The organism is Delftia sp. RIT313 (genome assembly GCF_000632165.1).
In the GTDB taxonomy this organism is placed as follows: domain Bacteria; phylum Pseudomonadota; class Gammaproteobacteria; order Burkholderiales; family Burkholderiaceae_C; genus Comamonas; species Comamonas acidovorans.
Genome location: NZ_JFYT01000034.1, coordinates 50,020 through 76,207, shown reverse-complemented (window position 1 = coordinate 76,207; position 26,188 = coordinate 50,020). Strand labels below are relative to the sequence as shown.

Here is a 26,188-nt window from a genome sequence, read left to right as displayed (position 1 = left end):
GCGGTGCAATGGTTCTACAGCAGCGGCAAGGGCCGCGAGGGCTTGCGCACGCGGCGCGGGCGGCGGCTGGCGGCATCGGCCTCGGGGCCGTCGGTGGCCTGCAGCGAGAAATCCAGCGTACGGCGCACGGCGGCCGTGTCCTCGTCCACGGCGGGGGGCTGGTCTGCCTTGGGTTTTTTCCGTGGACGCAGCGGTGGATCGGGCGGGACCAGGTCCTGCGTGCGCGGCTCGCTGGCTGCACCGCCGGCGTCTGCCGCCTCGTGCAGCTGGGCCAGCATGCGCGCGATGCGGTCGGCCAGGTGCTCGTTGGTGAGCTTTTCGCGAAAGCGCTCCACCATCAGCGGAAAGGCAAACGGGCTGGGCCGGCGCAGCGCGCTCACTACCAGCTGCTGTGCCTGCATGCGGCGCAGCGCGGCCAGCAGCTGGGCCACGTCCAGCTCCTGGCTCAGCACTTCCTCGTCGGCCTGGCGCAGCAGCAGGTTCATGTCGTCGTACTTGCGAAACACCTCGAAGAACAGCTGGGCCGAGGCCTGCAGCTGGCGCGCGCTGCGGCGCTCGCCCGGGTGGCTCTGGAAGATCAGGCCCGAGACGCGGGCGATCTCGCGGAAGCGCCGCCTTGCCATCTCGGTGGCGTTGAGGCTGGCCAGCACTTCGTGCAGCAGGGCATGGCGGGCGTCCTCGCCGGTCAGATGGGCGTCGTCGGCGGCCTGGTCCCAGTGGCGGTCGGCATTGGCGGTATTGCGCATGGCGCCCGCCTCCGTGGCAGAGACACGTCCGGGCGCCGCCACGGCCTGCACCGGCTCGGCGCGCAGCAGTTCGGGCAGCATGGCGGCCCAGTCACGCTCGGTGCCGCTCAGCAGCTCCAGCCCGTAGTCGTTGACGGCGATGGAGAAGGTACCCGTCTCGCCCTGCGCGGCGCGCCAGGCCAGCAGGCTGGCCAGCCCCGTATGGGCATGGCGGCCCGCAAAGGGGTAGAGGAACAGATGCCAGCCTTCGCGCGTGCGCAGGGTTTCGGCCAGCAGCGTGCCGGGCGTGGGCAGGGCCGACCAGCGCTGCTGCACCTCCAGCAGGGGGCGCACGCAGCGCAGCTCGGGCGAGTGGTAGTCGCCCGCTGCCGCCAGCGCCAATTGCTGCACCACGAAGTCGGCCAACACGGTGGACAGCGGCATGCGCGCGCCCGCCCAGCGCGGCACGGTGGGCCGCGTTCTGGCGGCGCGGCGCACGTAGGCGGTCATGTCCTCGATGCGCACCAGCTCCAGCACCTGGCCCGCGAAGACAAAGGCATCGCCGGGCGACAGGCGCGACAGAAAGCTCTCTTCCATGCTGCCCAGCCGCGCGCCGTGCAGGATCTGCACGCTCATGCTGGCGTCGCTGACGATGGTGCCGATGTTGGCGCGGTGCCTGCGCGCCAGCCGCGCGTCGGGCATGCGCCAGATGCCCTCTTCATCGGGCCGCACGCGCTGGTAGTCGGGATAGGCGGCCAGCGAGGGGCCGCCGCGGTGCACGAAGTCCAGGCACCACTGCCAGACCGCAGGCGCCAGCCCGGCGTAGGCGACGGTGCGGCGCACTTCGGCATACAGCTCATCGGGCACGAAGCCGCCGCCCAGGGCCACGGTGGCCAGGTGCTGCACCAGCACGTCCACGGGCTGGCGGGGGCTGGCGCGCATTTCCACCTGCTGCGCGCGCACGGCGGCGCGGGCGGCGGCGGCCTCCACCAGTTCCAGGCTGTGCGTGGGCACCAGGGTGATGCGCGAGGGCCGGCCCGGCGCATGGCCCGAGCGGCCCGCGCGCTGCAGCAGCCGCGCAATGCCCTTGGCCGAGCCGATCTGCAGCACGCGCTCCACGGGCAGGAAGTCCACGCCCAGGTCCAGGCTGCTGGTGCAGACCACGGCCTTGAGCGTGCCGGCCTTGAGCCCGGCCTCCACCCATTCGCGCACACCCCGGTCCAGAGAGCCATGGTGTATGGCCAGCAGGCCGGCCCAGTCGGGCCGGGCCTCCAGCAGCGCCTTGTACCAGAGCTCCGCCTGCGAGCGCACATTCACAAAGACCAGGGTGGAGCCCGCCGTGGCCTCCAGCTCGCGCACCACGGCCGGCAGCATGGCCAGGCCCAGGTGGCCGGCCCAGGAAAAGCGCTCGGGCCGGTCGGGCAGCAAGGTGTCCACCACCAGGCGCTTGTCCACCTGGCCCTGGACCAATACGCCGGGCCGCGGCTGGCCATGGTCGTCCAGGCCCAGGAGGGTCTGCATGGCTTCGTCCAGATTGCCCAGCGTGGCCGACATGCCCCAGACGCTCAGTTGCGGGCTCCAGCCGCGCAGCCGCGCCAGGGCCAGCTGCAGTTGCACGCCGCGCTTGCTGCCCAGCAGCTCGTGCCATTCATCGGCCACCACCAGGCACACGGAGCCCAGCAGCTCGCGCGCATCGGCCCGCGCCAGCAGCAGGGACAGGCTCTCGGGCGTGGTGACCAGCACGGTGGGCAGCTGGCGCGACTGCGCGCTGCGCTCGGCGCTTCCCGTATCGCCCGTGCGTGCGCCCACGGTCCAGCGCGCCAGCGCGGGATGGTCCTGGGCCAGCGCCTGCAAGGGCGTCTGCAGCGCCTTGAGCGTGTCGGCCGCCAGGGCGCGCATGGGCGTGATCCACAGCACGGTGAGCGGTGCGGAGGCCGGTTTTCGTTTTCCGGTGTGCACCGGCATCGGGGTTTGCGGCGGGCCCGCAAAGGCCTGCAGCGCGCCCAGCCAGACCGCGTAGGTCTTGCCTGCGCCCGTGGTGGCATGCAGCAGGCCGCTGTGGCCCTGGGCCAGCGCCTTCCATACGGCGCGCTGGAAGGCAAAGGGCTTCCAGCCCCGTGCGGCAAGCCAGGCGGTGGCGAGGGGGTGGGCGGAACGGGTGGCCATGGCGCGGTGCGTCAAGGGTGGGTCACGGGTCGGTCAAGGGTTGATCAAGGGTCGGAGTGCGGCAGCAGGGCAGCCAGCGTGTCGATGGAGTCGGCCTCCTGCACAGGCTTGTCCTCGCGCCAGCGCAGCATGCGCGGAAAGCGCACGGCAATGCCGCTCTTGTGGCGTGCGCTGCGCGCAATGCCCTCGAAGCCCAGCTCGAACACCAGGGTGGGCCGCACGCTGCGCACGGGGCCGAAGCTCTCCACCGTGGTCTTGCGGATGACGGCGTCCACGCGCGCCATTTCGGCATCGGTCAGGCCCGAATAGGCCTTGGCGAAGGGCACGAGGGCGCGGCCCTCGGTGCCGGGCGGCGCGTTCCAGACGGCAAAGGTGTAGTCGCTGTAGAGGCTGGCGCGACGGCCATGGCCACGCTGTGCATAGATGAGCACGGCGTCCACGCTCAGCGGATCGATCTTCCACTTCCACCACACGCCGCTGTCCTTGGTGCGGCCCACGCCGTAGGCGGCATCGCGGGCCTTGAGCATCATGCCCTCCACACCCAGGGAGCGGGCCTGCTCGCGAAGTTCGGCCAGGGCCTGCCAGCTATCGCCCGCAAGGACCGGACTGGGCAGCAGCGCCGGGTGCGCCACCAAGGCCACCAGCCGTTCCAGCCGCGCGCGCCGTTCATGCTGGGGCAACGCGCGCAGGTCCTGGCCGCCCTCCTCCAGCAGGTCATAGGCCAGCAGCACCACGGGCAGCTCGCGCAGCAGCTTGGGGCCCAGGGTCTTGCGGCCTATGCGCTTTTGCAGGTCGGCAAAGGGGCGCACATGGGCGGGCGCATCGCCCTGCTGCGCGGCCCAGACGACGATCTCGCCGTCGATCACGGTGCCCGCAGGCAAGGCATCGCCCATGGCCTGCAGCTCGGGGAAGCGCTCGCTCACCAGTTCCTCGCCACGCGACCAGATCCAGGTGCCCAGCGCGTCACCGCTGCCGCGCCGCACGATCTGGGCGCGTATGCCGTCCCATTTCCACTCCACCACCCATTGGGACGGCGGGCCGAGCACGGCGTCGAACTGCTCCAGCGGCAACTGCAGCGGATGGGCCAGGAAGAAGGGATAGGGGTGGCCACGGGCTTCGCCCGAATGCGCTTCATCGCCCTCTTCCTCTCCCGCCACCAGCCGCAGGTAGTCGGCTGCCCCGGGCCGCGCGCCGATGTGGGTGTAGCCCATGAGCCGCTGGGCGATGCGCTTGGCATCCACGCCGCTGACGGCCGCCAGCGCCTGCGTGACCTGCAGCCGCGACACGCCGACCCGGAAGGCGCCGGTGATCAGCTTGAAGTAGACCAGTCGCTCATCGGCCGCCAGCCGCGCCCATTGCATGCGCAGCGTGTCCGCCAACGCCTCGGGCGCCATGCCGCGCAGCGGCAGCAGGTGGTCCGTGACCCAGGCGGCCAGGCCCAGGTCGTGCGCGTCCCCGGGTGGCGGCAGCAGCAGCGCAATGGTTTCGGCCAGGTCGCCCACGGCCTCGTAGCTTTCGTCGAACAGCCATTCGGGCAGGCCGGCAGCCTCGCGTGCCAGCTCCTTCAAGACCTTGGTGGGCACCAGCTGGCGCGGCTTGCCGCCGGCCAGGAAGTAGACGGCCCAGGCCGCATCGGCAGGCGCGGCGGCGCGCAGATAGGCCTGCAGCGCGGCCTGCTTGTCGCGGCTGGCGGTGCTGGCGTCCAGCGCGCGGTAGAGGGCGGCGAAGTCCTTCATGACGCGGGCGCCTCGTCCGGTGCAGCCTGGGCGGCGGCAGCCTCGTCCTCATCGCCGTATTCGGTCTGGAAGGCTTGCGCATCCAGGCCCTGCTCGCGCAGCCAGCGCACCAGCACCGCCACGCTGCCGTGCGTGACGAAGACACGCTCGGCGCCCGTGGCGCCTATGGCGTATTGCAGGCCGGGCCAGTCGGCGTGGTCGGACATGACAAAGCCCCGGTCCACGCCACGGCGGCGGCGCGTGCCGCGCAGCTGCATCCAGCCGCTGGCAAAGGCATCGGCATGGCCGGGAAAGCGGCGCATCCACGGCGTGCCCTGCGCCGAAGGCGGCGCCAGCACCAGGGCGGTCTTGAGCAGTTGTGCATCCACGCCGGGGTCGGTCACGCGCAGCGTGGGCGGCAGGTCCACGCCCGCTGCGCGGTACACGGCATTGAGGGGCTCCACCGCGCCGTGCACGACGATGGGGCCGATGCGGCGGTCCACCCCGTGCAGGATGCGCTGGGCCTTGCCGAAGGCATAGCACAGCAGCACCGAGGGCCTGCCCTGGGCGGCGTTGGCCTGCCACCAGGCGTTGATGTCGGCCATGAGCTCGGGCTGGCGAGGCCAGCGGTAGATGGGCAGGCCGAAGGTGGATTCGGTGATGAAGGTGTCGCAGCGCACGGGCTCGAAGGGCGTGCAGGTGCCATCGGCCTCGGTCTTGTAGTCGCCCGAGGCCACCCAGACCTGGCCGCCATGCTCCAGCCGCACCTGGGCCGATCCGAGCACATGGCCGGCCGGGTGCAGGGAGATGCGCACGCCGTGGTGTTCCACGGCTTCGCCATACGGCAGGGTCTGCAGCGTGATGTCCGCCCCCAGCCGGGCGCGCAGCACGCCCTCGCTGTCGTCATGGGCCAGGTAATGGGCATGGCCGGCGCGCGCGTGGTCGGAGTGGCCATGCGTGATCACGGCCCGGTCCACGGGCCGCCAGGGGTCGATGTAGAAGTCGCCGGCCGCGCAGTACAGGCCTTCGGGGCGGGCCACGATCAGGTCGGCGGGCATGCGGAATCAGGGGCGGGAATGCTCATGGCCCCATGCTAGTGGGGCGGTCGCCGCGCGCACGCTGGCCCGGAGCGCGGCAGGCTGTCAGCCTGCACCTACCCGCTCGACGAATGACCGCAACCGGCCTGCAACCGCGGGACAACCGCGACACAACCGGTCCGCAGGGCCGGTCAAATCGGGGAAGATAGCGCCCTCTCATCCCACACACATCCACACGCCTTCATGAACAACTCCGTCGTACGCATGTCCAATCTCTTCCTGCAGCTGGGCCTGGATGCCAGTGACCAGGCCATTGCCGATTTCATCCGCGCGCACCAGCTGGCCGCAGATGTGGATGTGGTGGATGCGCCCTACTGGAGCGATGCGCAGCGCCAGTTCCTGGCCGAGCAGCTCAAGGCCGATGCGTCGTGGTCCATCGTCGTGGACCAGCTCAGCGAGTCGCTGCACGAGGACGCGGTCAGGCAGCGCGCTGCCCGATAGCACGGGCAGTCAGGCCGCCAGCGGCTCGGGCACCGTGATGTCCACGCTGTGGCGGCCGTCCACGCTGGTGGCCACGGTGCCGGTCACGGTGACGCGGCGCACCACGCGGTGGGCATCGCCGTAGTCGTTGATGGCGTAGTGCTGCGTGGCGCGGTTGTCCCAGATGGCCACGTCGCCCTGCGCCCACTGCCAGCGCACGGTGTTCTCCAGCCGGATGATGCGTTCGTTGAACAGCTGCAGCAGCGCCGTCGATTCATTGGCGCGCAGGCCCTTGATGCGCTTGGCGAAGTGGCCCAGCAGCAGCGCCTTCTCTCCGGTCTCGGGGTGCACATGCACCAGCGGCTGCTCCGACTCGATGGTCTTGCGCGTGAACACCTTGCGGTAGCTGGCGCGGCCTGCGGTCTCGGTCTGGCTGGCCGCGTTCTGGCGGAAGTTCTCGGCATAGTCGTAGTCGTTGCCATGCACGGCCCACAGCTGCTCGGCCAGTTGCCTGAGCGGCTCGGGCAGGCCCTCATAGGCGGCCACGGTATTGGCCCAGACGGTGTCGCCGCCATGGCCGGGCAGCGTGACGGCGCGCAGCACGCAGACCTTGGGAAAGGCCGCCTTGAAGGTGACGTCGGTATGCCAGGAATCGGCGCGGCCGCCATGCTGGGAATTGAGCTCCAGAAAGGCCGTGCCGTCCGGGGCAGGCACGGTGGGGTGCGATTCGATCTCGCCGAACAGCCGCCCGAAGGCCTGGTGCGATGCATCCGTCAGATGGTGCTGGCCCCGGAAGAACAGCACGCGGTGGCGCAGCAGGGCCGCATGGATCTGCGTGAACTGTTCGGCCGCCAGCTCGCCCGAGAGCCTGGCGCCGTGGACCACGGCGCCTATGCGGCCGGACAGGGGCTGGATCTGCAGCGGCTGTTGCCGGTCCTGCTCCAGGTCTTGGGCCACGGTGCTCAGGTGGCTGGCTTCGGTGACAGCGTTCACGGCGTCTCTCCTCAGTGCTTGCATGGGTGGAAGCCCCATGCTAGGAACCGCCCTGCCACGCCACAACGAAGCTTTTGGCGCATGGTTATGCGCAAGAGAAGTGCATGCCAACCAGGGCCGTGCGCGTCACAAAACTGCAACAAGGAAAACGTAACATTCCTTAACAATTTTGCGATGTGCCTTCCATGGATGAGTCCCGCGCCTACCTGAGCGATTCCAGGCCACGTTTCCGCCCACCCAGCGCTGCGGACCTGTGTACCCCCGTTCCCTGCATGACCGCCGACGAGACCAACGAGAAGGTGCTCGAGGTCTTCACGCGCCACCGGGACCTGATCAGCCTGCCCGTGGTGGAGGGCAACCGCCCCATCGGCCTGATCAACCGCAGCATCTTCCTGTCCCAGTTCAGCAAGCCGTTTCGCATGGAGCTGTACGGCAAGAAGAGCTGCATCGCCTTCATGGACAAGGAGCCGCTGGTGGTCGATGCCTCCACCGACATAGACACCCTGACCGTGAAGACCGTGGAGTACGGCGAAAAGGCGCTGACCGACGGCTTCATCATCACGCGCGACGGCCTGTTCGCGGGCGTGGGCAACGGTCTGCAGCTGATGCGCGCGGTGGCGGACATGCAGGTGGCGCGCAACCGCCAGATCATGCACAGCATCGAATACGCCAGCGTGATCCAGCAGTCGCTGCTGCGCAGCTCGCGCGACTCCCTGGCCCGCGCCTGCCCAGGGGCAGACCTGGTCTGGGAGCCGCGCGATGTGGTCGGCGGCGACTTCTACCAGTTCAGCCAGGACGGCGATGGCTGGTTTGCCACCGTGGCCGATTGCACGGGCCACGGCGTGCCCGGCGCCTTCATGACGCTGATCGCCACCAGCAGCCTGAGCCAGGCCATCAAGGAGCACGGCCCGCGCGACCCGGCCGCGCTGCTGGGCCAGGTGAACCGCAGCGTCAAGCAGATGCTGGGCCAGCTCGATGGCAAGGACGGTACGCCCGGCTCCGACGACGGGCTGGACGCGGCCTGCTTCTGGTTCGAGCCCGCGCACCGGCGCCTGCGCTTTGCGGGCGCGCGCCTTGCGCTGTTCGTGCTGCGCCCCGGCGCCGAGGCGGTGGAGGTGCTCGATGGCCAGCGCAAGGGCGTGGGCTATGTGGACAGCGAGTTCGACTTCGCCTGGAACAACATCGACCTGGAGCTGCCCGCCGCCACCCTGGTCTTCATCACCACCGATGGCCTGATCGACCAGGTCGGCGGCCCGCGCGGCATCACCTTCGGCAAGAAGCGCGTGCGCGAGCTGCTGCTGGAGCAGGCCGGCCGCACGCCCGCCGAGATCAACCGCGCCCTGCTGGCCGCCCTGCAGGCCTGGCAGGGCGAGCACCACCGCCGCGACGACCTGACCTTTTTCTGCTTCAGAACCTGAATGCCTCCCATGCCCTCCGCACAGATCGCCGACAAGTACGGCAGCTTCTTCCACCTGGCGCGCCAGCACCAGGTGATCTTCTACTACGTGGGCTACTTCTCGCAGAACATCGTCGCGGCCATGGCCGAGGCCGTGCGGCTGCAGCTGGAAGTGGCCGGCGTGCCGGGCCCCACGCGGCGCAAGCTGTTCTCGTCCTTTGTCGAGATGGCGCAGAACATCATCCATTACTCGGCCGATGCCCTGACCCCGCCCCACCAGGACGATGGCGAGCTGCGCCACGGCGCGGTCTGCATCCGCCGCGAGGACGACGGCAGCTTCGTGCTGCTGTGCGCCAACCCCATCGAGCCGGGCATGGGCGAGGCACTGCGCGCCAAGCTCGACGCCCTGCGCAGCATGACGCTGGACGAGATCAAGAAGGCCTGCCGCCAGTCGCTGCGCGATGACGCGCCCGAAGGCAGCAAGGGCGCGGGCATGGGTTTCCTGACCCTGGCCCGCGATGCGCGCGAGCCGCTGCAGTTCGACTTCGATCCCGCCCAGACCGTGGACGGCCGGCCCGTCTTCTACCTGAAAGCCACGCTCTGAGCCGTCGCTCCGGCACCAGGCCTGGACAGGCCCGGCCCGCAGGCACGGACAACGCACCGAGATCACGCATGGACAACCTCTACATCGCACCGACTCCCAGTTCCCCGGAAGTGGACTTCCAGTTCGACACGCACACGCTGCACCTGCGTGGCGAGTCCTATCCCGAGAACGCCGCCGCCTTCTACGGCGGCATCCTGGCCCGCCTCAAGGACTACCTGGCCCAGCCGCAGCCGGCGCAGCAGCAGGCGCGCATCGAGGTGCACATCGCGCTGGCCTACTTCAACAGCTCCAGCACCAAGATGCTGTTCAACCTGATCGAGGCACTGAGCGGCGCCGCCGAGGCCGGCCGCCCCGTGGCCCTGCACTGGTACCACGACGAGGAAGACGACACCATCTGCGAATTTGGCGAGGAGCTGCGCGACGACTTTCCCGCCATCGCCTTCACCGGCCACCCCGTGAAGGCGGCGTGATGGACACCGTGGCCGCTCCCGCGGACCTCTTCGATGCCGAGCACCAGGCCCTTTTGGCGGCCCGCGCCGCCCATGACCGGGGTGAAGAAGCCGGCGCCCAGGCCTGCCACCAGGCCCTGGGCGTGCTGCTGACCGCCTATGAGCGCCTGCTGCGCGAAACGCGTCGGCTGGTGCGCCGCAGCGACCGTGCCGAGCTGGAGATGACCCAGCTCAACCAGCGCCTGCAGGAGCTGGCCGGCGAGCTGGAATACCGCGCCACGCACGACCCGCTGACCGGTGTGCTCAACCGCGCGGCCATCATCGAGCGCGTGAACCGCCACTTCACCCAGCAGGGGCTGGCCCTGATCGTGCTGGACATAGACCACTTCAAGCGCGTGAACGACAGCTTCGGCCACCCCGTGGGCGACAGCGTGATCCTGGGCGTGGTGCGCTGCCTCAAGGCCGCCGTGCCGGCCACGGCCCACATCGGCCGCGTGGGCGGCGAGGAATTCACCGTGCTGCTGCCCCAGCACGACAGCGACGGCGCCGTGTGCGTGGCCGAGCAGGTGCGCGCCGCCATCGAGGCCCATCCCTTCGGCCTGCCCGACGCCAGCTGCATCACGGCCAGCTTCGGCGTGAGCTGGCGCCCGAGCGGCGGCCGCTTCGACGACGCATACAGCCTGGCCGACGAGGCGCTGTACGCCGCCAAGCGCAGCGGGCGCAACCAGGTCGTGCGCGCGGCAGACCATGCCACGGCCTGAGCGGCGCGGACACGGACAGGGCTGAGGCATGAGTTTCGTGATGCGCGCACGGGCGCCCAGGGCGCCCGCCACTGCTTCCGCCCTCCTGCAACCGGCTCTGCAGCCGCCCCCGCCATCGCCCGTGCCCGGGCCTGAATGGCGGGTGCTGATCGTGGACAGCGACCCCGACGTACACGCCGCCTTCCGCCTGGCGCTGGAAGGCCACACCCTGTTCGGCCGGCCGCTGGTGTTCCTCTACGCCCGCTCCGGCACGCAGGCGCGCAACCTGCTGCGCAGCGAGCAGGACCTGGCCGTGGTGGTGCTCGACGCCGTGACCGATGGCACGGGCGCCGGGCTGGACCTGGTGGACTTCATCCGCTACACGGCCGGCCTGCGCAACAGCCGCATCGTGCTGCGCACCGGCCGCCCGGGCCAGGCGCCCGATCTGGAAACCCTGCTGCGCTACGACATCAACGACTGCCGCACCAAGACCGAACTCACGCCCGACCGGCTGCTGGCCATCGTGGTGACCGCCGTGCGCTCCTACGAGCAGCTGTGCGCCATCGAGGCCAACCGCCGCAGCCTGGAGCTGATGGTGCGCTCCAGCGCCTCGCTGCTGGAGGAAACCAATCTGCACGCCTTCGCGCGCGGCGTGATCACCCAGCTGGCCACCTTGCTGGGCGTGGCCAGCGAAGGCCTGGTCTGCTCGGAGGGCACGCACCCGGCCGAGCCCTACCGCGTGCTCGCGGCCACGGGGCCATTCGCCCGGCTCATCGACCAGCCCATCGCCACCGTGCTGGCCTCGCGCGGGCTGCGCCTGCTGCGCCAGGCGCTGCAGGCGCGGCGCAACATCTATGGCGTGCAGCGCGGCGTGGCGCTGTACATAGGCCGGGGCGACGAGCAGGACATGGCCGTCTTCATCGACGCGCCGGCCTCGCACAGCGCACTGGACCGCCAGCTGCTCGAAGTCTTCTGCGCCAACCTGCGCACGCTGCTGCACAACCGCGGCCTGCTGGAGCGCCTGCACCAGTCCGCCTACTTCGACCCGCTGGTCTGCCTGCCCAACCGCGCCCACTTCGTGGAAAAAGTGGACGAATGCGTGTGGCGCGGCACGCGGGACCATGTGCTGGCCCTGGTGGACATCGACGACTTCAGCGCCACCAACGACGTGATGGGCCACCGCTTCGGCGACCGCCTGCTCGAAGCCATGGCCCGCCGCCTGGCCAGCGCGCTGCCCGCTGGCGTGCTGCTGGCGCGTGTGGGATCGGACACCTTCGGCATCCTGGGCCCCACCGACGAGGTGGCCCTGGCCCAGTTGCTGGACTGCGCCCGCCAGCCGCTGGCCGTGGATGGCGTGCCGCACAAGGTCTCGCTGACCTGCGGCTACGTGTACCTGCCCCATGAGCGCCAGGCCGGCACCGACCTGGTCAAGGACGCCACCATCGCCCTCAAGCGCGCCAAGCGCGATCACCGCGGCCAGCTGCTGGAGTACTCCGAGCAGATGGGCATGGAGGCGCGCGACCGCGCCCTGCTGCTGTCCGACCTGCGCGCCGCCATCGACGGCGCCCAGCTTTTCCTGGTGTACCAGCCCCAGGTGGACCTGGAAACCCATGCCCTGGTCGGCCTGGAGGCCCTGCTGCGCTGGCGCCGGCAGGACGGCAGCTTCGTGCCGCCCGACCGCTTCATTCCGGTGGCCGAACATTCGGGCCTCATCGTGCCGCTGGGCCAATGGGTGCTGGCCACGGCCTGCCGCACCATGCGCGAACTGCTGGACGCCGGCCGCGCCCCCCGGCGCATGGCCGTCAATGTCTCCACCGTGCAACTGCAGGACCCGGGCTTTCTGCAGACCGTGAGCAACGCCCTGGCAGAGCACGGCCTGCAGGGCGCGCAGCTGGAGCTGGAGATCACCGAGTCGGTGGCCGTGCTGCCCACCCAGCTGCTGCAGGCCACGCTCAGCGCCCTGCGCTCCCTGGGCGTGACCATTGCCATCGACGACTTCGGCACCGGCTACTCCTCGCTGAGCTACCTGGAGCGCCTGCCGCTGGACCGCATCAAGATCGACCGCAGCTTCGTGCGCCAGCTTGGCGAATCACAGGAAGCCCGCATCGCCGAAATGATCGCCCAGCTGGGCCGCAAGCTCGGCCTGCAGGTCCTGGCCGAAGGCATAGAGGACGCCAGCGCCTGGCAGGCCCTGCGCGCCATGGGCTGCCAGGAGGGTCAGGGCTATCACATTGCCCGGCCCATGGACAAGGCGCAGCTGCTGGGCTGGCTGGGCCAGCGCACTGGCGCACCGGAGTGAATGGTGCGCCGGAGTGAATGGCGCACCGGAGTGAAGGGGCCCCGTCGCCCATTCACGGCAGATGGGGCGCGATCACCTCGGCCAGCAGGCCGAAGCTGTGGCGGATCTCCTGCTCCGTCACGGCTCCGTAGCCCAGCACCAGGCCCCGGGCCGGATCGGGCCTGAGCGAGTACAGGGACAGCGGCCGCGTGAGAACGCCCAGCTTGCGTGCCTGCCGCGCGATGGCGTCATCGTCCGAGCCGGGCGGCAGGCCCAGCACCAGGTGCAGCCCCGCGTCTCCGCCCTGCACGGTCACCGCCGTGCCCAGGCGCTGGCCTATCTCGTCGATGAGCACGCGCCGGCGCTCGCCGTAGACCTGGCGCATGCGGCGGATGTGGTTGACGTAGTGGCCCTGCCGCATGAACTGCGCCAGCACGATCTGCTGCATGATCTGCCCCTCCCGGAACAGCTCGCTCAGCGCGCGCGCAAAGCTGTCGGCCAGGTCGCTGGGCAGCACGAGGTAGGCCAGCCGCAGCGAGGGGAACATGGTCTTGGAGAAGGTGCCCAGATAGATCACGCGGCCATGCTCGTCCAGGCCCTGCAGCGCCGGCAGCGGGCGCGAGGTGAAGCGGAACTCGCTGTCGTAGTCGTCCTCGACGATCCAGACCCGCTGGGCCACCGCGTAGTCCAGCAGCTGGCGCCTTCGGCCATGGCCCATGAGCACGCCGCTGGGGTACTGGTGCGAGGGCGAGATGAACATCAGCCGCGGCGGTGTCTTCAGTTGCTGCGGCGTGGGCGCCAGGCCCTCGCCGTCCAGCGCGATGGGCTGCAGTTGCAGGCCGGCCATGCGGAACACGCTGCGTGCGCCCCAGTAGCCGGGGTCCTCCAGCCAGACGGTGTCGCCGGGATCGGCCAGCAGCTGGGAAATCAGGTGCAGCGCCTGCTGGGCGCCGCTGGTCACCAGGATCTGGTCCGCGCTGCAGGCCACGCCGCGCGTGCCCTGCAAGTGCTCGGCAATGGCTTCGCGCAGCGCGGGATGGCCCGCACCCGTGGCATAGCTCAGTTGCAGCGGGTTGTGATCGCGCCAGGCCTGGGCGTGCAGGCGGCTCCATAGCGCGGCCGGAAACTGGCGCAGCTCGGGCACGCCCGGCGCGAAGGCGCCCCACTGCAGGTGGCTGGCCCGCGCCCCGCCCACGATGGCGCTGCCGCGCCGCGACAGCGGCGTGCCACGGCGGCGCGGCAACGGCGGCTGGCTCACGAAGGCCGGCGCCACCTCGGCCACATAGGTGCCCCGCCCCACGCCGGCCTGCACCAGGCCCTCCAGCGCCAGTTGCTCATAGACCTGGACGATGGTGTTGCGCGCAATGCCCAGCGTCTGCGCCAGCTCGCGGCTGGTGGGCAGCCGCGAGCCCGCCGGCAGGGCCTTGCGCAGGATGCCTTCCTTGACGATGCGGTAGAGCTGGCGGTGGTTGTACTCGGCATCGCTACGTTGGAAATGCCGATTGACAAAGTCCGGCAGCGTGGAGTTTCCAACGCGGGAAATTGGTTCTCTCTTGTTCACGGTATTTGGTTCTTTTGTTGGGATCAATGTGAACATAGACTCGCCCCCATGTATAGCTATCGAAGGCGTGAAAGCCGAATATTTTTTCAATGATCCGCCTCCAGACACTTCAAAGACCTGTGCCCACCGCCCGGTTCTCCCCGCCCCTCAGTCAGCCTATGTCCTTGAAGTTGAATGCTTTTCGTTGCGGCACCCTGCCGGCCCGGCAAGCCGCCTGCCAGGAGGTGCAGCCATGAGCACGGCCACCACCTTCGGCATCGCCGGCGTCCAGATGGAGGTTTGCGCCTTCGACAGCAACCTGGAGCGCATGGCCGGCTACCTGCGCCACATCCGCTCGCGTTTTCCCTGGGTCCGCATGGTGCTGTTCTCCGAGCTGGCGGCGCTGGGCCCCAAGCACGACAGGGCCGAGCCGCTGCCCGGTCCCACCGAGGACCGGCTGTGCGGGCTGGCCCGGGAAACCGGCCTGTGGCTGATTCCCGGCTCGCTGTTCGAGAGCGTGGCCGGCCCCGATGGCACGGTGGTCTACAACACCACGCCCGTCATCAACCCGCAGGGCGAGGTCGTCACGCGTTTTCGCAAGCTCTTTCCCTTCAGGCCCTATGAGCGCGATGTGGCCGGCGGCACCGGTTTTTGCGTGTTCGACGTGCCTGGAGCGGGCCGTTTCGGCGTGTCCATCTGCTACGACATGTGGTTTCCGGAGACCACGCGCACGCTGGTGGCCATGGGCGCCGAGGTGATCCTGCACCCCACCATGACGGACACCATCGACCGCGATGTGGAGCTGTGCATCGCGCGCGCCTCGGCCGTCACCAACCAGGTCTATTTCTTCGATGTGAACGGCGTGGGCGACGGCGGCGTGGGCCGCTCCATCATCGTGGACCCCTCGGGCTACGTGCTCCACCAGGCCGACAGCGGCGCCCAGATCATGCCCATCGAGGTCGACTTCGCCCGGCTGCGGCACGAGCGCGAACACGGCCTGCGCAGCAACCTGGGCCAGCCGCTCAAGAGCTTCCGCGACCGCGACTGCGATTTCACCGTCTACCGCAAGGACGGCACCGACTTCCCCTACCTGCACAGCCTGGGAGCACTGGACAAGCCCCAATGACCTGACACGCCCCTTTTCCCAGCGATCGACATCAAGAGCACCACAAAGCCGCAAGCCACCGGGCGATGCGGCAAAAAACCAGGAGACAACGATGACATCCCGCCCCCCGACCGAAACGCGCGCCCGTGCCTCCCTCAGCCGCCACCGCAGCGTCTGGGAAATGCGTGCCGATGGCTGGATCAGCCTGGTGGACGATCTCAGCCGGCTGGCCATCCTGGCGCCCGAGCACCCCGAGCGTGCCAGCCGCCTGGCCCATGTGCAGACCATCATCGACGCGCTGGCTCCGGTCGAAAGCTACTGGGCCTTTCCCGGGGGCCGGGTCTTCGGTGAGCTGTGCCAGTGGATAGAGCGCGAGGAGCTGGCGCGCGCCCACCAGGCGGCGCGGCGCATCCATCGCGTGCTGGCCGCGCGCACCTACCGCCATGACGCCAACACGCTGGACAACGACAACGAACTGCCCTCGCAGATAGAGACCGACAGCGAGCGCCAGGCACAGCTGACGCGGCCTTACTTCGAGGTGCTGATCGTCGACGAGATGTCGGCCAGCGAGGAAGACGCGCTGCGCCGCCGCGTGCAGCGCAAGCGCAGCGCCGACGATGATTTCGTGTTCGACATCGTGGTGGTGCCCAGCTTCGAGGACGCGCTGATCGCCACCCTGGTCAACTTCAACCTGCAGGCCGTGGTGATACGCCATGGCTTTCCATTCCGCTCGGTCAACAGGAACGGCATGCTGCGCCGCTTCCTGGAAGGCATGGACGACAACAGCGAGGCCATGCCCGAGTTCGAGCGCGGCCCGCTGCTGGGCCGCCAGATCGCGCAGCTGCGCCCCGAGCTGGACCTGTACCTGGTCACCGATGTCAGCGTCGAGGAGATCGCCGCGCGCGTGGGCGAGGTCTTCAAGCGCATCTTCTTCGGCGAGGAAGACCACATCGAGCTGTACAGCGCCATCATGAAAGGCGTGGGCGAGCGCCACAGGACGCCCTTCTTCCACGCGCTGCGCGACTACGCCAAGCAGCCCACGGGCGTGTTCCATGCGCTGCCGCTGGCGCGCGGCAAGTCCATCATGAACAGCAACTGGATCGGGGACCTGGCCCAGTTCTACGGCATGAACCTGTTCATGGCCGAGACCTCGGCCACCTCGGGCGGGCTGGACTCGCTGCTGGACCCCGTGGGCCCGCTCAAGCTGGCCCAGGAGTACGCGGCCCGCGCCTTCGGTGCCAGGCGCACCTACTTCGCCACCAATGGCACCTCCACCTGCAACAAGATCGTGGTGCAGGCCCTGGTGCGGCCCGACGACATCGTGCTGGTGGACCGCAACTGCCACAAGTCCCACCACTACGGCCTGGTGCTGGCCGGCGCCCAGGTAGCCTACCTGGACTCCTATCCGCTGGACCAGTACTCCATGTACGGCGCCGTGCCGCTGCGCCACATCAAGGAGACCCTGCTGGGCTTTCGGCGCGCGGGCACGCTGGAGCGCGTGCGCATGGTGCTGCTGACCAACTGCACCTTCGACGGCATCGTCTACGACGTGGAGCGCGTGATGACGGAATGCCTGGCCATCAAGCCCGACCTGGTCTTCCTCTGGGACGAGGCCTGGTTCGCCTTCGCGCGCTGCCATCCCATCTACCGCCCGCGCACGGCCATGGCCAGCGCCGCCAAGCTGTGCGAGACCTTCAAGGACCCGGCCTACGCCAGGCGCCACGCCGAGTTCGCCGCCAGCATCGACTGGGAGGACGACCAGCAGTTGCTGGAGACCCGGCTGATCCCCGACCCCGCCAAGGCCCGCATCCGGGTCTACGCCACGCATTCCACGCACAAGACGCTGACGGCGCTGCGCCAGGGCTCAATGATCCATATCTGGGACCAGGACTTCAAGGACAAGGCCGAGGAGTCCTTCCACGAGGCGTACATGACGCACACCTCGACCTCGCCCAACTACCAGATCCTCGCCTCGCTGGACGTGGGCCGCCGCCAGGTGGAACTGGAGGGCTACGAGCTGATCCAGCGCCAGCTGGAGCTGGCCATGAGCCTGCGCGAGCAGGTGCTGCACCACCCCCTGCTCAGGCGCTACTTCCGCTTCCTGCGCATCGGCGACCTGGTGCCGCTGGCCTACCGCGAGTCGGGCGTGGACAACTACTACAACGACGAGACGGGCTGGGACAACCTGGAGGTGGCATGGCGCAGCGACGAGTTCGTGCTCGACCCCAGCCGCGCCACCCTGGTCATCGGCACCACGGGCATGGACGGCGACACCTTCAAGAACAAGGAGTTGATGGACAGGTACGGCATCCAGATCAACAAGACCTCGCGCAACACCGTGCTGTTCATGACCAACATCGGCAGCACGCGCTCGGCCATCGCCTACCTGATCGAGGTGCTGATCAAGATTGCCCGCGACGTGGACGCCCGCGTGGCCGACCTGAGCGCCATCGAGCGGCGCATCCATGAAAGGCGCGTGCGCTCGCTCACGCTGGAGCAGCCGCCGCTGCCCAATTTCTCCAGCTTCCACTTCGCCTTCCGGGGCCGCAGCGTCGAAGGCCGCGCAGGCACGCGCGACGGCGACATCCGCAGCGCCTTCTTCCTCTCGTACGACGACACCAACTGCGAATACATCGACATGGCAGAGGCCGCGCGCGCCATCGCCGAGGGGCGCGAGCTGGTGTCCGCGCTCTTCGTCATCCCCTACCCGCCGGGCTTTCCCATCCTCGTGCCCGGGCAGGTGATCAGCGCCGAGATCCTGCAGTTCATGGCCGCGCTCGATGTGCGCGAGATCCACGGCTTCCGGCCCGAGCTGGGCTTTCGCATCTTCAGCCGGGCCGCGCTGGACCGCGCCGCCCAGGCCACGGCCGCGCGCGCCGCGCTGGCGCTGTCGGGCCGTGCGGCGCAGCCGCAGGCGGGCGACGAAGGCCTGGGCCTGGTCCGACCCGAGCCCGAACCTGAACTGATCACGCTTTCCCCCACCCCGAAGAAGACCACGACGAGGAGCAAGAAGTGAACAACAAAGTCAAAAGCGTTGCCGACCTGCTGCTGATGTTCCACCGCAACGAACGGCCCATCTACTTCATCAGCGCCACCAACTTCAACCTGCTGGGCATGGACCGCTGGGTCAACCGCTTCCGCTACATCAACTACATCGACTGCTTCGACGGCCGCCACCCCAACGCCTTCGTGCCGCAGGAGCTGCCGCACGAGCCCTTCGAGTCCATCGAGGACATCAACAACTACCTGCTGCAGCACAAGGACGTGGTGGACCTGATCGAGCGGCGCGGCGGCAAGCCGGTCGCCACCTTCCTGATGTTCGACGAGAAGACCGAGGCCCTGGCCCGCGAGCTGGGCATGGAGGTCTGGTTTCCGCCAGCCGCGCTGCGCCAGCGCTGCGACAACAAGATGGAGACCGTGCGCATAGGCAACAAGGCCGGCGTGTACTCGGTGCCCAACGCCCTGGAGAAGGTGGACAGCTACGAGCACCTGATGCAGATCGCCGAGCGCCACGGCCTGGGCAAGGACCTGGTGGTGCAGTCGGCCTTCGGCGACTCGGGCCACACCACCTTCTTCATCGCCTCGCGCGAGGACTTCGACAAGCACAAGGACGAGATCGTCAACGACCCCGAGGTCAAGATCATGAAGCGCATCAACTGCCGCGGCGCCACGCTGGAGGCCTGCGCCACCCAGTCGGGCACCCTGGTCGGGCCGCTGCTGACCGAGGTGGTGGGCGCGCGTGAACTCACGCCCTACAAGGGCGGCTGGTGCGGCAACGAGGTGTTCCCGGGCGCCTTCTCCGAGGAGGTGCGCGCCAGGGCGCGCGACATGGCCGAGCGCTTCGGCAACCAGTTGCTGGCCGAGGGCTACCGCGGCTACTTCGACCTGGACTTCCTGATCGACACCGACACCGGCGAGGTCTACCTGGGCGAGCTGAACCCGCGCATCTGCGGCGCCAGCCCCATGACCAACCATGCCGCCTTCGCCTACGCCGATGCGCCGCTGTTCCTGTTCCACCTGCTCGAATTCTCGGGCGTGCCGTTCGACCTGAACGTCAAGGAGATCAACGAGCGCTGGGCCCAGCCGCATTTCATCGACTCCTGGTCTCAGGTGGTGCTCAAGTTCAACGAGGACCGCATCGACCAGGTCACGCATGCTCCGGCCACCGGCATCTACCGCATGGGCGAGGACGGCAGCGTGGCCTACCAGCGCTTCGACTACAACCGCAAGGCCATAGACACCGAGCGCGAGGCCTTCTTCCTGCGCATCACCGGCCCCGGCGACTACCGCTACGAGGGCGCCGACCTGGGCATCCTGATCACGCGCGGCCGCTCGATGGACGACAACTTCAAGCTCAACATCCGGGCGCGCGACTGGATACGCGGCATCAAGAACTACTACGCGGGCAAGCCCATCCTGGCCACCCAGCCCGGCGCAGCGCCGGCGCCGGGCTCGTTCAAGATCCTCTGAAGGCCTCCCATGCCCCTGCCTACCCGCATCCGCTTCCAGGCCATCGCCGAAGACCTGCCCGGCCGGAAATGGCAGGCCCTGTGCGAGCAGGCCTGGCCCTACTACCGCGCCTGGTTCCTGCGCCAGGGCGCCGTGGCACGCGCCGGCTTCCTGGAGTGCCGCCGCGCCCTGCGCCAGCACATGCCGGAGCTGGTGCCCACCTGGGAGCGGCTGGTGGAGCTGGCCGGCGGCGGCGACATCGAGGCGCGCTTCCTGTCGCTGTGGTGCCCGCCGCCCTACATCACCGGCTGCTCCCAGGCCGTCTGGCTCGATGCGGCCGGCCAGCAGGAACCCATGCTGCTGCGCAACTACGACTTCGCGCCCGCGCTGCTGGAGGGCCACTGGCTGGCCACGCGCTGGAGCGGGCAGCGCGTGGCAGCCATGGGCGACTGCCTGTGGGGCGCGCTGGACGGCATGAACGAGTCGGGCCTGGCCGCCTCGCTGTCCTTCGGCGGCCGCACGGCCCATGGCGACGGCTTCGGCATTCCGCTGGTGCTGCGCTATGTGCTGGAGATCGCTCGCGACACCGCATCGGCCGTTGCCATCCTGCAGCGCGTGCCCGTGCACATGTGCTACAGCGTCACGCTGCTGGACGCCCAGGGCGAATGGGCCACGGTGTTCCTGAACCCCGACCGCCCCGTGGAAGTGACCCGGCGCCGGGCCGTGACCAACTTCCAGCACACGGTGGAATGGCCCGAGCATGCACGCGCCACCAGCGCCTGCGAGCGGCTGGCCGCCCTGCAGCAGCAGATCGATGCCGGCACGCCGGCCCGTGACGCCCAGGCCGCGCTGCTGCGCGAGCCCCTGTACCAGCCCGCCTGGCGGCGCGGCTACGGCACGCTGTACACGGCGGCCTACGCCCCTCGGTCGGGACGGCTCGAACTGTCCTGGCCCGGCCAGGCCTGGCCGCAGACCCTGGCGGCCTTCGAAGAGGGCCACCGGGAGATCGCCTACCTGAGCCAGGGCCCCTGAGCGCCCCGCCCGGCATCCCGCGCCTGCATTCAGCGCTTGCATCCGACGCCCGGGACAAGGTGCCACGCACCGCCGTCCAGGCATTCCCCACAGGTTCCGAAGGAGACATGGAAATGACAAGAAGACTTCCGCCCGCCATCTGGATTCTGGTTGCCATGGTGCTGGGCATCGTGATCGGCTACATGGTGTTCATCAACTTCCCCGACAAGAAGGCGGCCGCGCAGATCGCGGGCTACATCTCCATCATGTCGGACGTGTTCCTGCGGCTGATCAAGATGCTGATCGGCCCGCTGGTGTTCTCCACGCTGGTGGTGGGCATCGCGCACATGGGCGACGCGGCCTCGGTGGGCCGGGTGTTCCTCAAGGCCATGGGCTGGTTCGTCACCGCCTCGCTGGTGTCGCTGGTCATGGGCCTGGTCCTGGCCAACCTGCTGCAGCCGGGGCACAACCTGGGGCTGCCGCTGCCGGACATCGGCGCTTCGGCCAACCTCGCCACCGCCAAGTTCACGCTCAAGGACTTCGTCAGCCACCTGGTGCCCAAGTCCTTTGCCGAGGCCATGGCCAACAACGAGATCCTGCAGATCGTGGTGTTCTCCATGTTCTTCGGCGTGGCCCTGGCCGCGCTCGGTGAAAAGGGCAGGACGCTGGTGGCCGCCATCGACGAGCTGTCCCACGTCATGCTCAAGATCACCGGCTATGTGATGAAGCTCGCGCCGCTGGCCGTGCTGGCGGCCATGGCGGCCACCGTGTCGGTCAACGGCCTGGAGATCCTGCTGAAGTTCGCCGTCTTCATGGGGGACTTCTACCTGGGCCTGTTTCTGCTGTGGGGCGTGCTGGTGATCGCCGGTTTCCTGTTCCTGGGCCCGCGCATCTTCAGGCTGCTGGTGCTGATCAAGGAGGCCTTCATGCTCTCGTTCGCCACCGCCAGCTCCGAGGCCGCCTACCCCAAGATCCTGGACGCGCTGGACCGCTTCGGCGTCAAGCGCAAGATCTCCAGCTTCGTGATGCCCATGGGCTACTCGTTCAACCTCGACGGCTCCATGATGTACTGCACCTTCGCCGTGCTGTTCATCGCCCAGGCCTACGACATCCACCTGTCGCTGGGCACGCAGATCACCATGCTGCTGATCCTGATGCTGACCTCCAAGGGCATGGCCGGCGTGCCGCGCGCCTCACTGGTGGTGATCGCCGCCACGCTCAACCAGTTCAACATCCCCGAGGCCGGCCTGCTGCTCATCCTGGGCGTGGACACCTTCCTGGACATGGGCCGATCGGCCACCAACGCCGTGGGCAACTCCATCGCCACCGCCGTCGTCGCCAAGTGGGAGGGCGACCTGCTGCCCGAGACCGAAGCCGCCGCCAACGCCGCACGGCTGGATTCGGAGGTCAAGGCCACGCTGGCCCATCCCGCCTCCCCGGTCCATTCCTGACAACCCGCACAAGGAACACGCCATGAAACCCGAACCCAGATCACGGCCCGGGCAGCCATGGGCGCTGCCGGGGCCGGCGCGGGTGGCAGCGGCAGCGGGCGTGGCGGCCCTTGCGCTGCTGGCCGCCACGGCCGGCGCCCAGGAAGCCGACACGCCAGAGCGCACCGCCGCCAGCCGCGCGCCCACCACCCTCAGCGGCACGCTGGCCAAGGTGCGCGCCAGCGGCTCCATTGCGCTGGGCTACCGCCAGGCCTCGGTGCCGTTTTCCTACCTGAACGCGCGCAACGAGCCCATCGGCTACTCCATCGAGCTGTGCAAGGCGCTGGTGACCAGCATCGAGGATGCGGTCAACAGGAGCCTGGCCATCCGCTGGGTGCCCGTCACGGCCGACAACCGCGTGGACGCCGTGGCCAGCGGCCAGGTGGACCTGGAATGCGGCTCCACCACCAGCAATCTGGAGCGCCAAAAGCGCGTGGCCTTCTCGCCCATCATGTTCGTGGCCGGCACCAAGGTCATGGTCCGGCAGGACACGCAGATCCGCTCCTTGCGCGACCTGGCCAGCAAGAAGGTGGCGGTGACGGCCGGCACCACCAATGAAAAAGCCATGCGCGACCTGGACCGCAAGTTCCACCTGGGCATGCAGCTGCAGGTGGTGCCCGACCACTCCCAGGGCTTTGCCCAGGTGGCCGGCGGCCAGTCCGACGCCTTCGCCACCGACGACGTTCTGCTGTACGGCCTGATCGCGGAGAACGCCGGCAAGGCGGAGGGCAACGGCGGCACGGGCGCGAGCACGGGCGCGAGCCCGGGCGCCAGGTTCCAGGTGGTGGGCGACTACCTCTCCTACGACCCCTACGCCATCATGTTCCGCAAGGACGACCCCCAGCTGGCCCAGGTGGTGAGGAGCAGCTTCCAGGCGCTGGCCGAGGACGGCGAGATCGAGCGCCAGTACAGGCGCTGGTTCCTGCGCCGCCTGCCTTCGGGCACCAGCCTGGACCTGCCGATGAGCGCCCAGCTGCAGACCCTCATCGAGACCCTGGCCGCCCAACCCCGTTGAGGCGGTTGCTTCCTGCACCTGCACCCATTGCGCGCCGGATGGCGCCTCGCCCGGCCTTGCTCTGCGCAAGGCACGCAGCACGCGGGTCGCGCCCACTTTGCAACAGCAAATACAAGGAGACAGGAAATGAGTCAGCAACTTGAAGGTGGGCTGAAGCCGCGGCACCTCACCATGCTATCCATTGCGGGGGTGATCGGCGGTGCGCTGTTCGTCGGCTCCGGCAAGGTGATTGCCAGTGCCGGCCCCGCGGCCATCCTGGCGTACATGGGCGGGGGCATCCTGGTGGTGCTGGTCATGCGCATGCTGGGCGAGATGGCCGTGGCGCAGCCTGACAGCGGCTCGTTCTCCACCTACGCAGACCGCGCCATCGGGCGCTGGGCCGGCTTCACGATCGGCTGGCTGTACTGGTGCTTCTGGACACTGCTGATGGGCTGGGAGGCCTATGTGGCCGGGGCCATCCTCAACGCCTGGATGCCGGCCGTTCCCATCTGGGGCTACATGCTGGTGGTGGTCTTCGGCCTGATGGCCGTCAACTTCCTGCCGGTGCACAACTATGGCGAGTTCGAGTTCTGGTTCGCTCTGATCAAGGTCGTGGCCATTGTGCTGTTCATCGCCATCGGAGCGCTGGCCATCGCCAGGCTCTGGCCTGCGGGCGATGTCGCAGGCATGGCGTACCTGACCAGCAAGGGCTTCATGCCCAACGGCCCCGGCGCCGTGGTGGTGGCGCTGCTGGGCGCGATGTTCGCCTTCATCGGTGCCGAGATCGTCACCGTGGCGGCGGCCGAATCCCAGGACCCGGGCAAGGAAATCGTGCGGACCACCCGGTCCGTGGTCTGGCGCATTTCGCTGTTCTACGTGGGCTCCATCTTCATCGTGGTCTGCCTGATTCCGTACGACACCCCGGGCCTGATCCTCTCCACCGAGGGCACCTATGCCGTCGCGCTCAAGCACCTGGGCATTCCCTTCGCCGGCCAGATCGTCAACTTCGTGGTGCTGACTTCCGTGTGCAGTTGCTTCAACTCGGCGCTCTACACCTCCAGCCGCATGCTGTTCTCGCTGGCGCGCCGCGGCGACGCCCCCAAAATGTTCACGACCCTGGGCCGCAGCACCAGCGCGCCCTACATGGCCGTCATCGCCTCCAGCGCCCTGGCCCTGCTGACGGTCGCCCTCACCGCCACCGGCCAGATGGACGTGTTCGATGTGCTCATGGCCGCGACCGGCTCCATCGCGCTGCTGGTGTACCTGTGCATCGCCGTGTCGCAGTTGCACATGCGCCGCAAGCTCGAAGCCAGCGGCACGCCCATCCGCCTGAAGATGTGGTGCTTCCCGGCGCTGACCTACGCCACCATCTTCTTCATCGTCGCCTCCATGGTGGTCATGGTGGCCGAGGGCACCTACCGCAAGGAAGTGCTCTACACCAGCGTGCTGGGCGGTGCATTGGTCGCCCTGGGCATGCTGGCGCAAAAGCTCCACTGGGGCCGCCCGAAACCCGGCCGCGTGGAACAGGAGCAGGCCGTTCAGGAAGGCCTGGGTCCGTTGATCGTCAAGTCCGAATAACTGGAGACACAAGCATGAGCACCGATCCATCCGTCCGCATCGAACACGACCTGCTGGGGGACCGCGAGGTTCCCGCCGACGCCTACTACGGCGTGCACACCCTGCGCGCCCGGGAGAACTTCGGCATCACTGGCACGCCCATCTCCATCTACCCCGAACTGATCCGCGCCCTGGCCAGCATCAAGCAGGCGGCGGCCCTGACCAACCATGAGCTGGGCCTGCTGGACCAGCGGCGCTGCGATGCCATCGTGAGCGCCTGCCAGGAGCTGCAGAGCGGGCGGCTGCACGAGCAGTTCGTGGTGGACGTGATCCAGGGCGGCGCCGGCACCTCGACCAACATGAACGCCAACGAGGTCATCGCCAACCGCGCGCTGGAGCTGCTGGGCCACCACAAGGGCGAGTACCGGTACCTGCATCCCAACGAGCAGGTGAACATCGGCCAGAGCACCAACGACGTCTACCCCACCGCGCTCAAGATCGCCACCTGGTTCGGCATCCACGGGCTGATCGACGCCATGGACACGCTGCGCCTGGCCTTCGCGCAAAAGGCCGAGGAGTTCCGGGATGTGCTGAAAATGGGCCGCACCCAGCTGCAGGATGCCGTGCCCATGACGCTGGGCCAGGAATTCAGCACCTATGCCGTGATGATCGAGGAGGACCAGGCGCGGCTGCGCGAGGCCGTGCTGCTGATCTGCGAGATCAACATGGGCGCCACCGCCATAGGCACGGGCATCACCGCCCATCCCGACTACGCGCCCCTGGTGCTCAAGCACCTGCAGGAGATCACCGGCATTGCGCTGCAGACCGCGCCCAACCTGATCGAGGCCACCCAGGACTGCGGCTCCTTCGTGCAGTTGTCGGGCGTGCTCAAGCGCGTGGCCGTCAAGCTGTCCAAGACCTGCAACGACCTGCGGCTGCTGTCCAGCGGCCCGCGTGCAGGCCTGGGCGAGATCAACCTGCCGGCCATGCAGGCGGGATCGAGCATCATGCCGGGCAAGGTCAACCCCGTGATCCCCGAGGTGGTGAACCAGATCGCCTTCGAGGTCATCGGCAACGACATCACCGTCAGCTTCGCGGCCGAGGCCGGGCAGCTGCAGCTCAATGCCTTCGAGCCCATCATCGCCCACAGCATCTTCAAAAGCGTGAGCCACCTGCGCAACGGCTGCCTGACGCTGGCCGAGCGCTGCGTGCAGGGCATCACCGCCAACCGCGAACACCTGCGCGCGGCGGTGGAGAACTCCATCGGCATCGTGACCGCGCTCAACCCCTACATCGGCTACGCCAATGCCACTTCCGTGGCCCAGCAAGCCCATGCCAGCGGCGGCAGCGTCTACGACATCGTGCTGGCCCGGGGCCTGCTGAGCAAAACGCAGCTGGACACCATCCTGCGGCCCGAGATCCTCACGCGGCCCTCGGCACTGAAACTCGGATGACCGGT

The 26,188-nt window shown here is 68.7% G+C and carries 19 protein-coding genes; 14 read left to right on the top strand and 5 right to left on the bottom strand.

Annotation, left to right across the window (positions count from 1 at the left end):
- Positions 1 to 14: 14 nt before the first annotated feature.
- The 3 genes from BW39_RS07425 to BW39_RS07415 are packed head-to-tail and all read right to left on the bottom strand — an operon-like array spanning position 15 to position 5,664.
- A complete protein-coding gene (locus BW39_RS07425; RefSeq protein WP_043820824.1) occupies positions 15 to 2,891 on the bottom strand; it encodes a ligase-associated DNA damage response DEXH box helicase in 2,877 nt (958 codons plus the stop codon).
- A gap of 44 nt (positions 2,892 to 2,935) precedes the next feature.
- Positions 2,936 to 4,627, bottom strand: coding sequence for an ATP-dependent DNA ligase (locus tag BW39_RS07420; RefSeq protein ID WP_043820793.1), 1,692 nt, complete (start codon positions 4,625 to 4,627; stop codon positions 2,936 to 2,938).
- Positions 4,624 to 5,664, bottom strand: a complete 1,041-nt coding sequence (locus BW39_RS07415; RefSeq protein ID WP_043820791.1) for a ligase-associated DNA damage response exonuclease — start codon at positions 5,662 to 5,664, stop codon at positions 4,624 to 4,626. Before BW39_RS07415 ends, BW39_RS07420 begins: the two co-directional genes overlap by 4 nt.
- A gap of 222 nt (positions 5,665 to 5,886) precedes the next feature.
- Here BW39_RS07415 and BW39_RS07410 point away from each other — a divergent pair, with 222 nt between their 5' ends.
- Complete coding sequence (locus BW39_RS07410) at positions 5,887 to 6,144, top strand: DUF2789 domain-containing protein (protein ID WP_012204886.1); 258 nt, start codon at positions 5,887 to 5,889, stop codon at positions 6,142 to 6,144.
- Between the two features lie 9 nt (positions 6,145 to 6,153).
- Here the strand turns inward: BW39_RS07410 and BW39_RS07405 are convergent, their stop codons facing one another.
- Positions 6,154 to 7,116, bottom strand: coding sequence for a TauD/TfdA dioxygenase family protein (locus BW39_RS07405; protein ID WP_063326491.1), 963 nt, complete (start codon positions 7,114 to 7,116; stop codon positions 6,154 to 6,156).
- Positions 7,117 to 7,301: 185 nt separating this feature from the next.
- On the opposite strand from BW39_RS07405, the gene BW39_RS07400 reads away from it, so the two are divergent.
- The 5 genes from BW39_RS07400 to BW39_RS07380 all read left to right on the top strand — a co-directional run bounded on the left by BW39_RS07400 (position 7,302) and on the right by BW39_RS07380 (position 12,604).
- The gene (locus tag BW39_RS07400) at positions 7,302 to 8,534 is read left to right on the top strand and encodes a SpoIIE family protein phosphatase (RefSeq protein WP_043820788.1); all 1,233 of its coding nucleotides are present in this window, start codon (positions 7,302 to 7,304) and stop codon (positions 8,532 to 8,534) included.
- Positions 8,535 to 8,543: 9 nt separating this feature from the next.
- Positions 8,544 to 9,116 (top strand): SiaB family protein kinase, encoded by a 573-nt coding sequence (locus BW39_RS07395; protein WP_013802972.1) that lies wholly within the window; start codon positions 8,544 to 8,546, stop codon positions 9,114 to 9,116.
- Between the two features lie 68 nt (positions 9,117 to 9,184).
- Positions 9,185 to 9,586 (top strand): DUF1987 domain-containing protein, encoded by a 402-nt coding sequence (locus tag BW39_RS07390; protein WP_012204882.1) that lies wholly within the window; start codon positions 9,185 to 9,187, stop codon positions 9,584 to 9,586.
- Positions 9,586 to 10,326, top strand: coding sequence for a GGDEF domain-containing protein (locus BW39_RS07385; protein ID WP_012204881.1), 741 nt, complete (start codon positions 9,586 to 9,588; stop codon positions 10,324 to 10,326). Before BW39_RS07390 ends, BW39_RS07385 begins: the two co-directional genes overlap by 1 nt.
- Positions 10,327 to 10,354: 28 nt before the next feature.
- Positions 10,355 to 12,604: a putative bifunctional diguanylate cyclase/phosphodiesterase gene (locus BW39_RS07380; protein ID WP_043820786.1), complete on the top strand. Its 2,250-nt coding sequence runs from the start codon at positions 10,355 to 10,357 to the stop codon at positions 12,602 to 12,604.
- Positions 12,605 to 12,656: 52 nt separating this feature from the next.
- On the opposite strand, the gene pdxR is transcribed toward BW39_RS07380, so the two are convergent.
- Complete coding sequence (pdxR, locus tag BW39_RS07375) at positions 12,657 to 14,144, bottom strand: MocR-like pyridoxine biosynthesis transcription factor PdxR (RefSeq protein WP_224986001.1); 1,488 nt, start codon at positions 14,142 to 14,144, stop codon at positions 12,657 to 12,659.
- Positions 14,145 to 14,376: 232 nt separating this feature from the next.
- On the opposite strand from pdxR, the gene BW39_RS07370 reads away from it, so the two are divergent.
- The 8 genes from BW39_RS07370 (at position 14,377) to aspA (ending at position 26,183) form a co-directional block, all read left to right on the top strand.
- Positions 14,377 to 15,249: a carbon-nitrogen hydrolase family protein gene (locus tag BW39_RS07370; protein WP_013802975.1), complete on the top strand. Its 873-nt coding sequence runs from the start codon at positions 14,377 to 14,379 to the stop codon at positions 15,247 to 15,249.
- Between the two features lie 91 nt (positions 15,250 to 15,340).
- Positions 15,341 to 18,244, top strand: a complete 2,904-nt coding sequence (locus BW39_RS07365) for an aminotransferase class I/II-fold pyridoxal phosphate-dependent enzyme (protein ID WP_013802976.1) — start codon at positions 15,341 to 15,343, stop codon at positions 18,242 to 18,244.
- The gene (locus BW39_RS07360) at positions 18,241 to 19,698 is read left to right on the top strand and encodes a biotin carboxylase (RefSeq protein ID WP_013802977.1); all 1,458 of its coding nucleotides are present in this window, start codon (positions 18,241 to 18,243) and stop codon (positions 19,696 to 19,698) included. The genes BW39_RS07365 and BW39_RS07360 overlap by 4 nt, the downstream gene beginning before the upstream one ends.
- Before the next feature lie 9 nt (positions 19,699 to 19,707).
- On the top strand, positions 19,708 to 20,709 hold the full coding sequence (locus BW39_RS07355) for a C45 family autoproteolytic acyltransferase/hydolase (RefSeq protein WP_043820784.1): 1,002 nt from the start codon (positions 19,708 to 19,710) through the stop codon (positions 20,707 to 20,709).
- Positions 20,710 to 20,822: 113 nt separating this feature from the next.
- Complete coding sequence (locus tag BW39_RS07350; protein ID WP_043820822.1) at positions 20,823 to 22,139, top strand: dicarboxylate/amino acid:cation symporter; 1,317 nt, start codon at positions 20,823 to 20,825, stop codon at positions 22,137 to 22,139.
- A gap of 22 nt (positions 22,140 to 22,161) precedes the next feature.
- Positions 22,162 to 23,193: an amino acid ABC transporter substrate-binding protein gene (locus BW39_RS07345; RefSeq protein WP_152547186.1), complete on the top strand. Its 1,032-nt coding sequence runs from the start codon at positions 22,162 to 22,164 to the stop codon at positions 23,191 to 23,193.
- Positions 23,194 to 23,319: 126 nt separating this feature from the next.
- The gene (locus BW39_RS07340) at positions 23,320 to 24,750 is read left to right on the top strand and encodes an amino acid permease (protein WP_043820783.1); all 1,431 of its coding nucleotides are present in this window, start codon (positions 23,320 to 23,322) and stop codon (positions 24,748 to 24,750) included.
- A gap of 14 nt (positions 24,751 to 24,764) precedes the next feature.
- Complete coding sequence (gene aspA / locus BW39_RS07335) at positions 24,765 to 26,183, top strand: aspartate ammonia-lyase (protein WP_043820781.1); 1,419 nt, start codon at positions 24,765 to 24,767, stop codon at positions 26,181 to 26,183.
- Positions 26,184 to 26,188: the final 5 nt, after the last annotated feature.

What these genes read in the sequence shown, in the direction of transcription:
- BW39_RS07425 (WP_043820824.1), bottom strand. Translation starts at nt 2,891, where the DNA reads ATGGCCACCCGTTCCGCCCACCCCCTCGCCACCGCCTGGCTTGCCGCA.
- BW39_RS07420 (WP_043820793.1), bottom strand. Translation starts at nt 4,627, where the DNA reads ATGAAGGACTTCGCCGCCCTCTACCGCGCGCTGGACGCCAGCACCGCC.
- BW39_RS07415 (WP_043820791.1), bottom strand. Translation starts at nt 5,664, where the DNA reads ATGCCCGCCGACCTGATCGTGGCCCGCCCCGAAGGCCTGTACTGCGCG.
- BW39_RS07410 (WP_012204886.1), top strand. Translation starts at nt 5,887, where the DNA reads ATGAACAACTCCGTCGTACGCATGTCCAATCTCTTCCTGCAGCTGGGC.
- BW39_RS07400 (WP_043820788.1), top strand. Translation starts at nt 7,302, where the DNA reads ATGGATGAGTCCCGCGCCTACCTGAGCGATTCCAGGCCACGTTTCCGC.
- BW39_RS07395 (WP_013802972.1), top strand. Translation starts at nt 8,544, where the DNA reads ATGCCCTCCGCACAGATCGCCGACAAGTACGGCAGCTTCTTCCACCTG.
- BW39_RS07390 (WP_012204882.1), top strand. Translation starts at nt 9,185, where the DNA reads ATGGACAACCTCTACATCGCACCGACTCCCAGTTCCCCGGAAGTGGAC.
- BW39_RS07385 (WP_012204881.1), top strand. Translation starts at nt 9,586, where the DNA reads ATGGACACCGTGGCCGCTCCCGCGGACCTCTTCGATGCCGAGCACCAG.
- BW39_RS07380 (WP_043820786.1), top strand. Translation starts at nt 10,355, where the DNA reads ATGAGTTTCGTGATGCGCGCACGGGCGCCCAGGGCGCCCGCCACTGCT.
- BW39_RS07370 (WP_013802975.1), top strand. Translation starts at nt 14,377, where the DNA reads ATGAGCACGGCCACCACCTTCGGCATCGCCGGCGTCCAGATGGAGGTT.
- BW39_RS07365 (WP_013802976.1), top strand. Translation starts at nt 15,341, where the DNA reads ATGACATCCCGCCCCCCGACCGAAACGCGCGCCCGTGCCTCCCTCAGC.
- BW39_RS07355 (WP_043820784.1), top strand. Translation starts at nt 19,708, where the DNA reads ATGCCCCTGCCTACCCGCATCCGCTTCCAGGCCATCGCCGAAGACCTG.
- BW39_RS07350 (WP_043820822.1), top strand. Translation starts at nt 20,823, where the DNA reads ATGACAAGAAGACTTCCGCCCGCCATCTGGATTCTGGTTGCCATGGTG.
- BW39_RS07345 (WP_152547186.1), top strand. Translation starts at nt 22,162, where the DNA reads ATGAAACCCGAACCCAGATCACGGCCCGGGCAGCCATGGGCGCTGCCG.
- BW39_RS07340 (WP_043820783.1), top strand. Translation starts at nt 23,320, where the DNA reads ATGAGTCAGCAACTTGAAGGTGGGCTGAAGCCGCGGCACCTCACCATG.
- aspA (WP_043820781.1), top strand. Translation starts at nt 24,765, where the DNA reads ATGAGCACCGATCCATCCGTCCGCATCGAACACGACCTGCTGGGGGAC.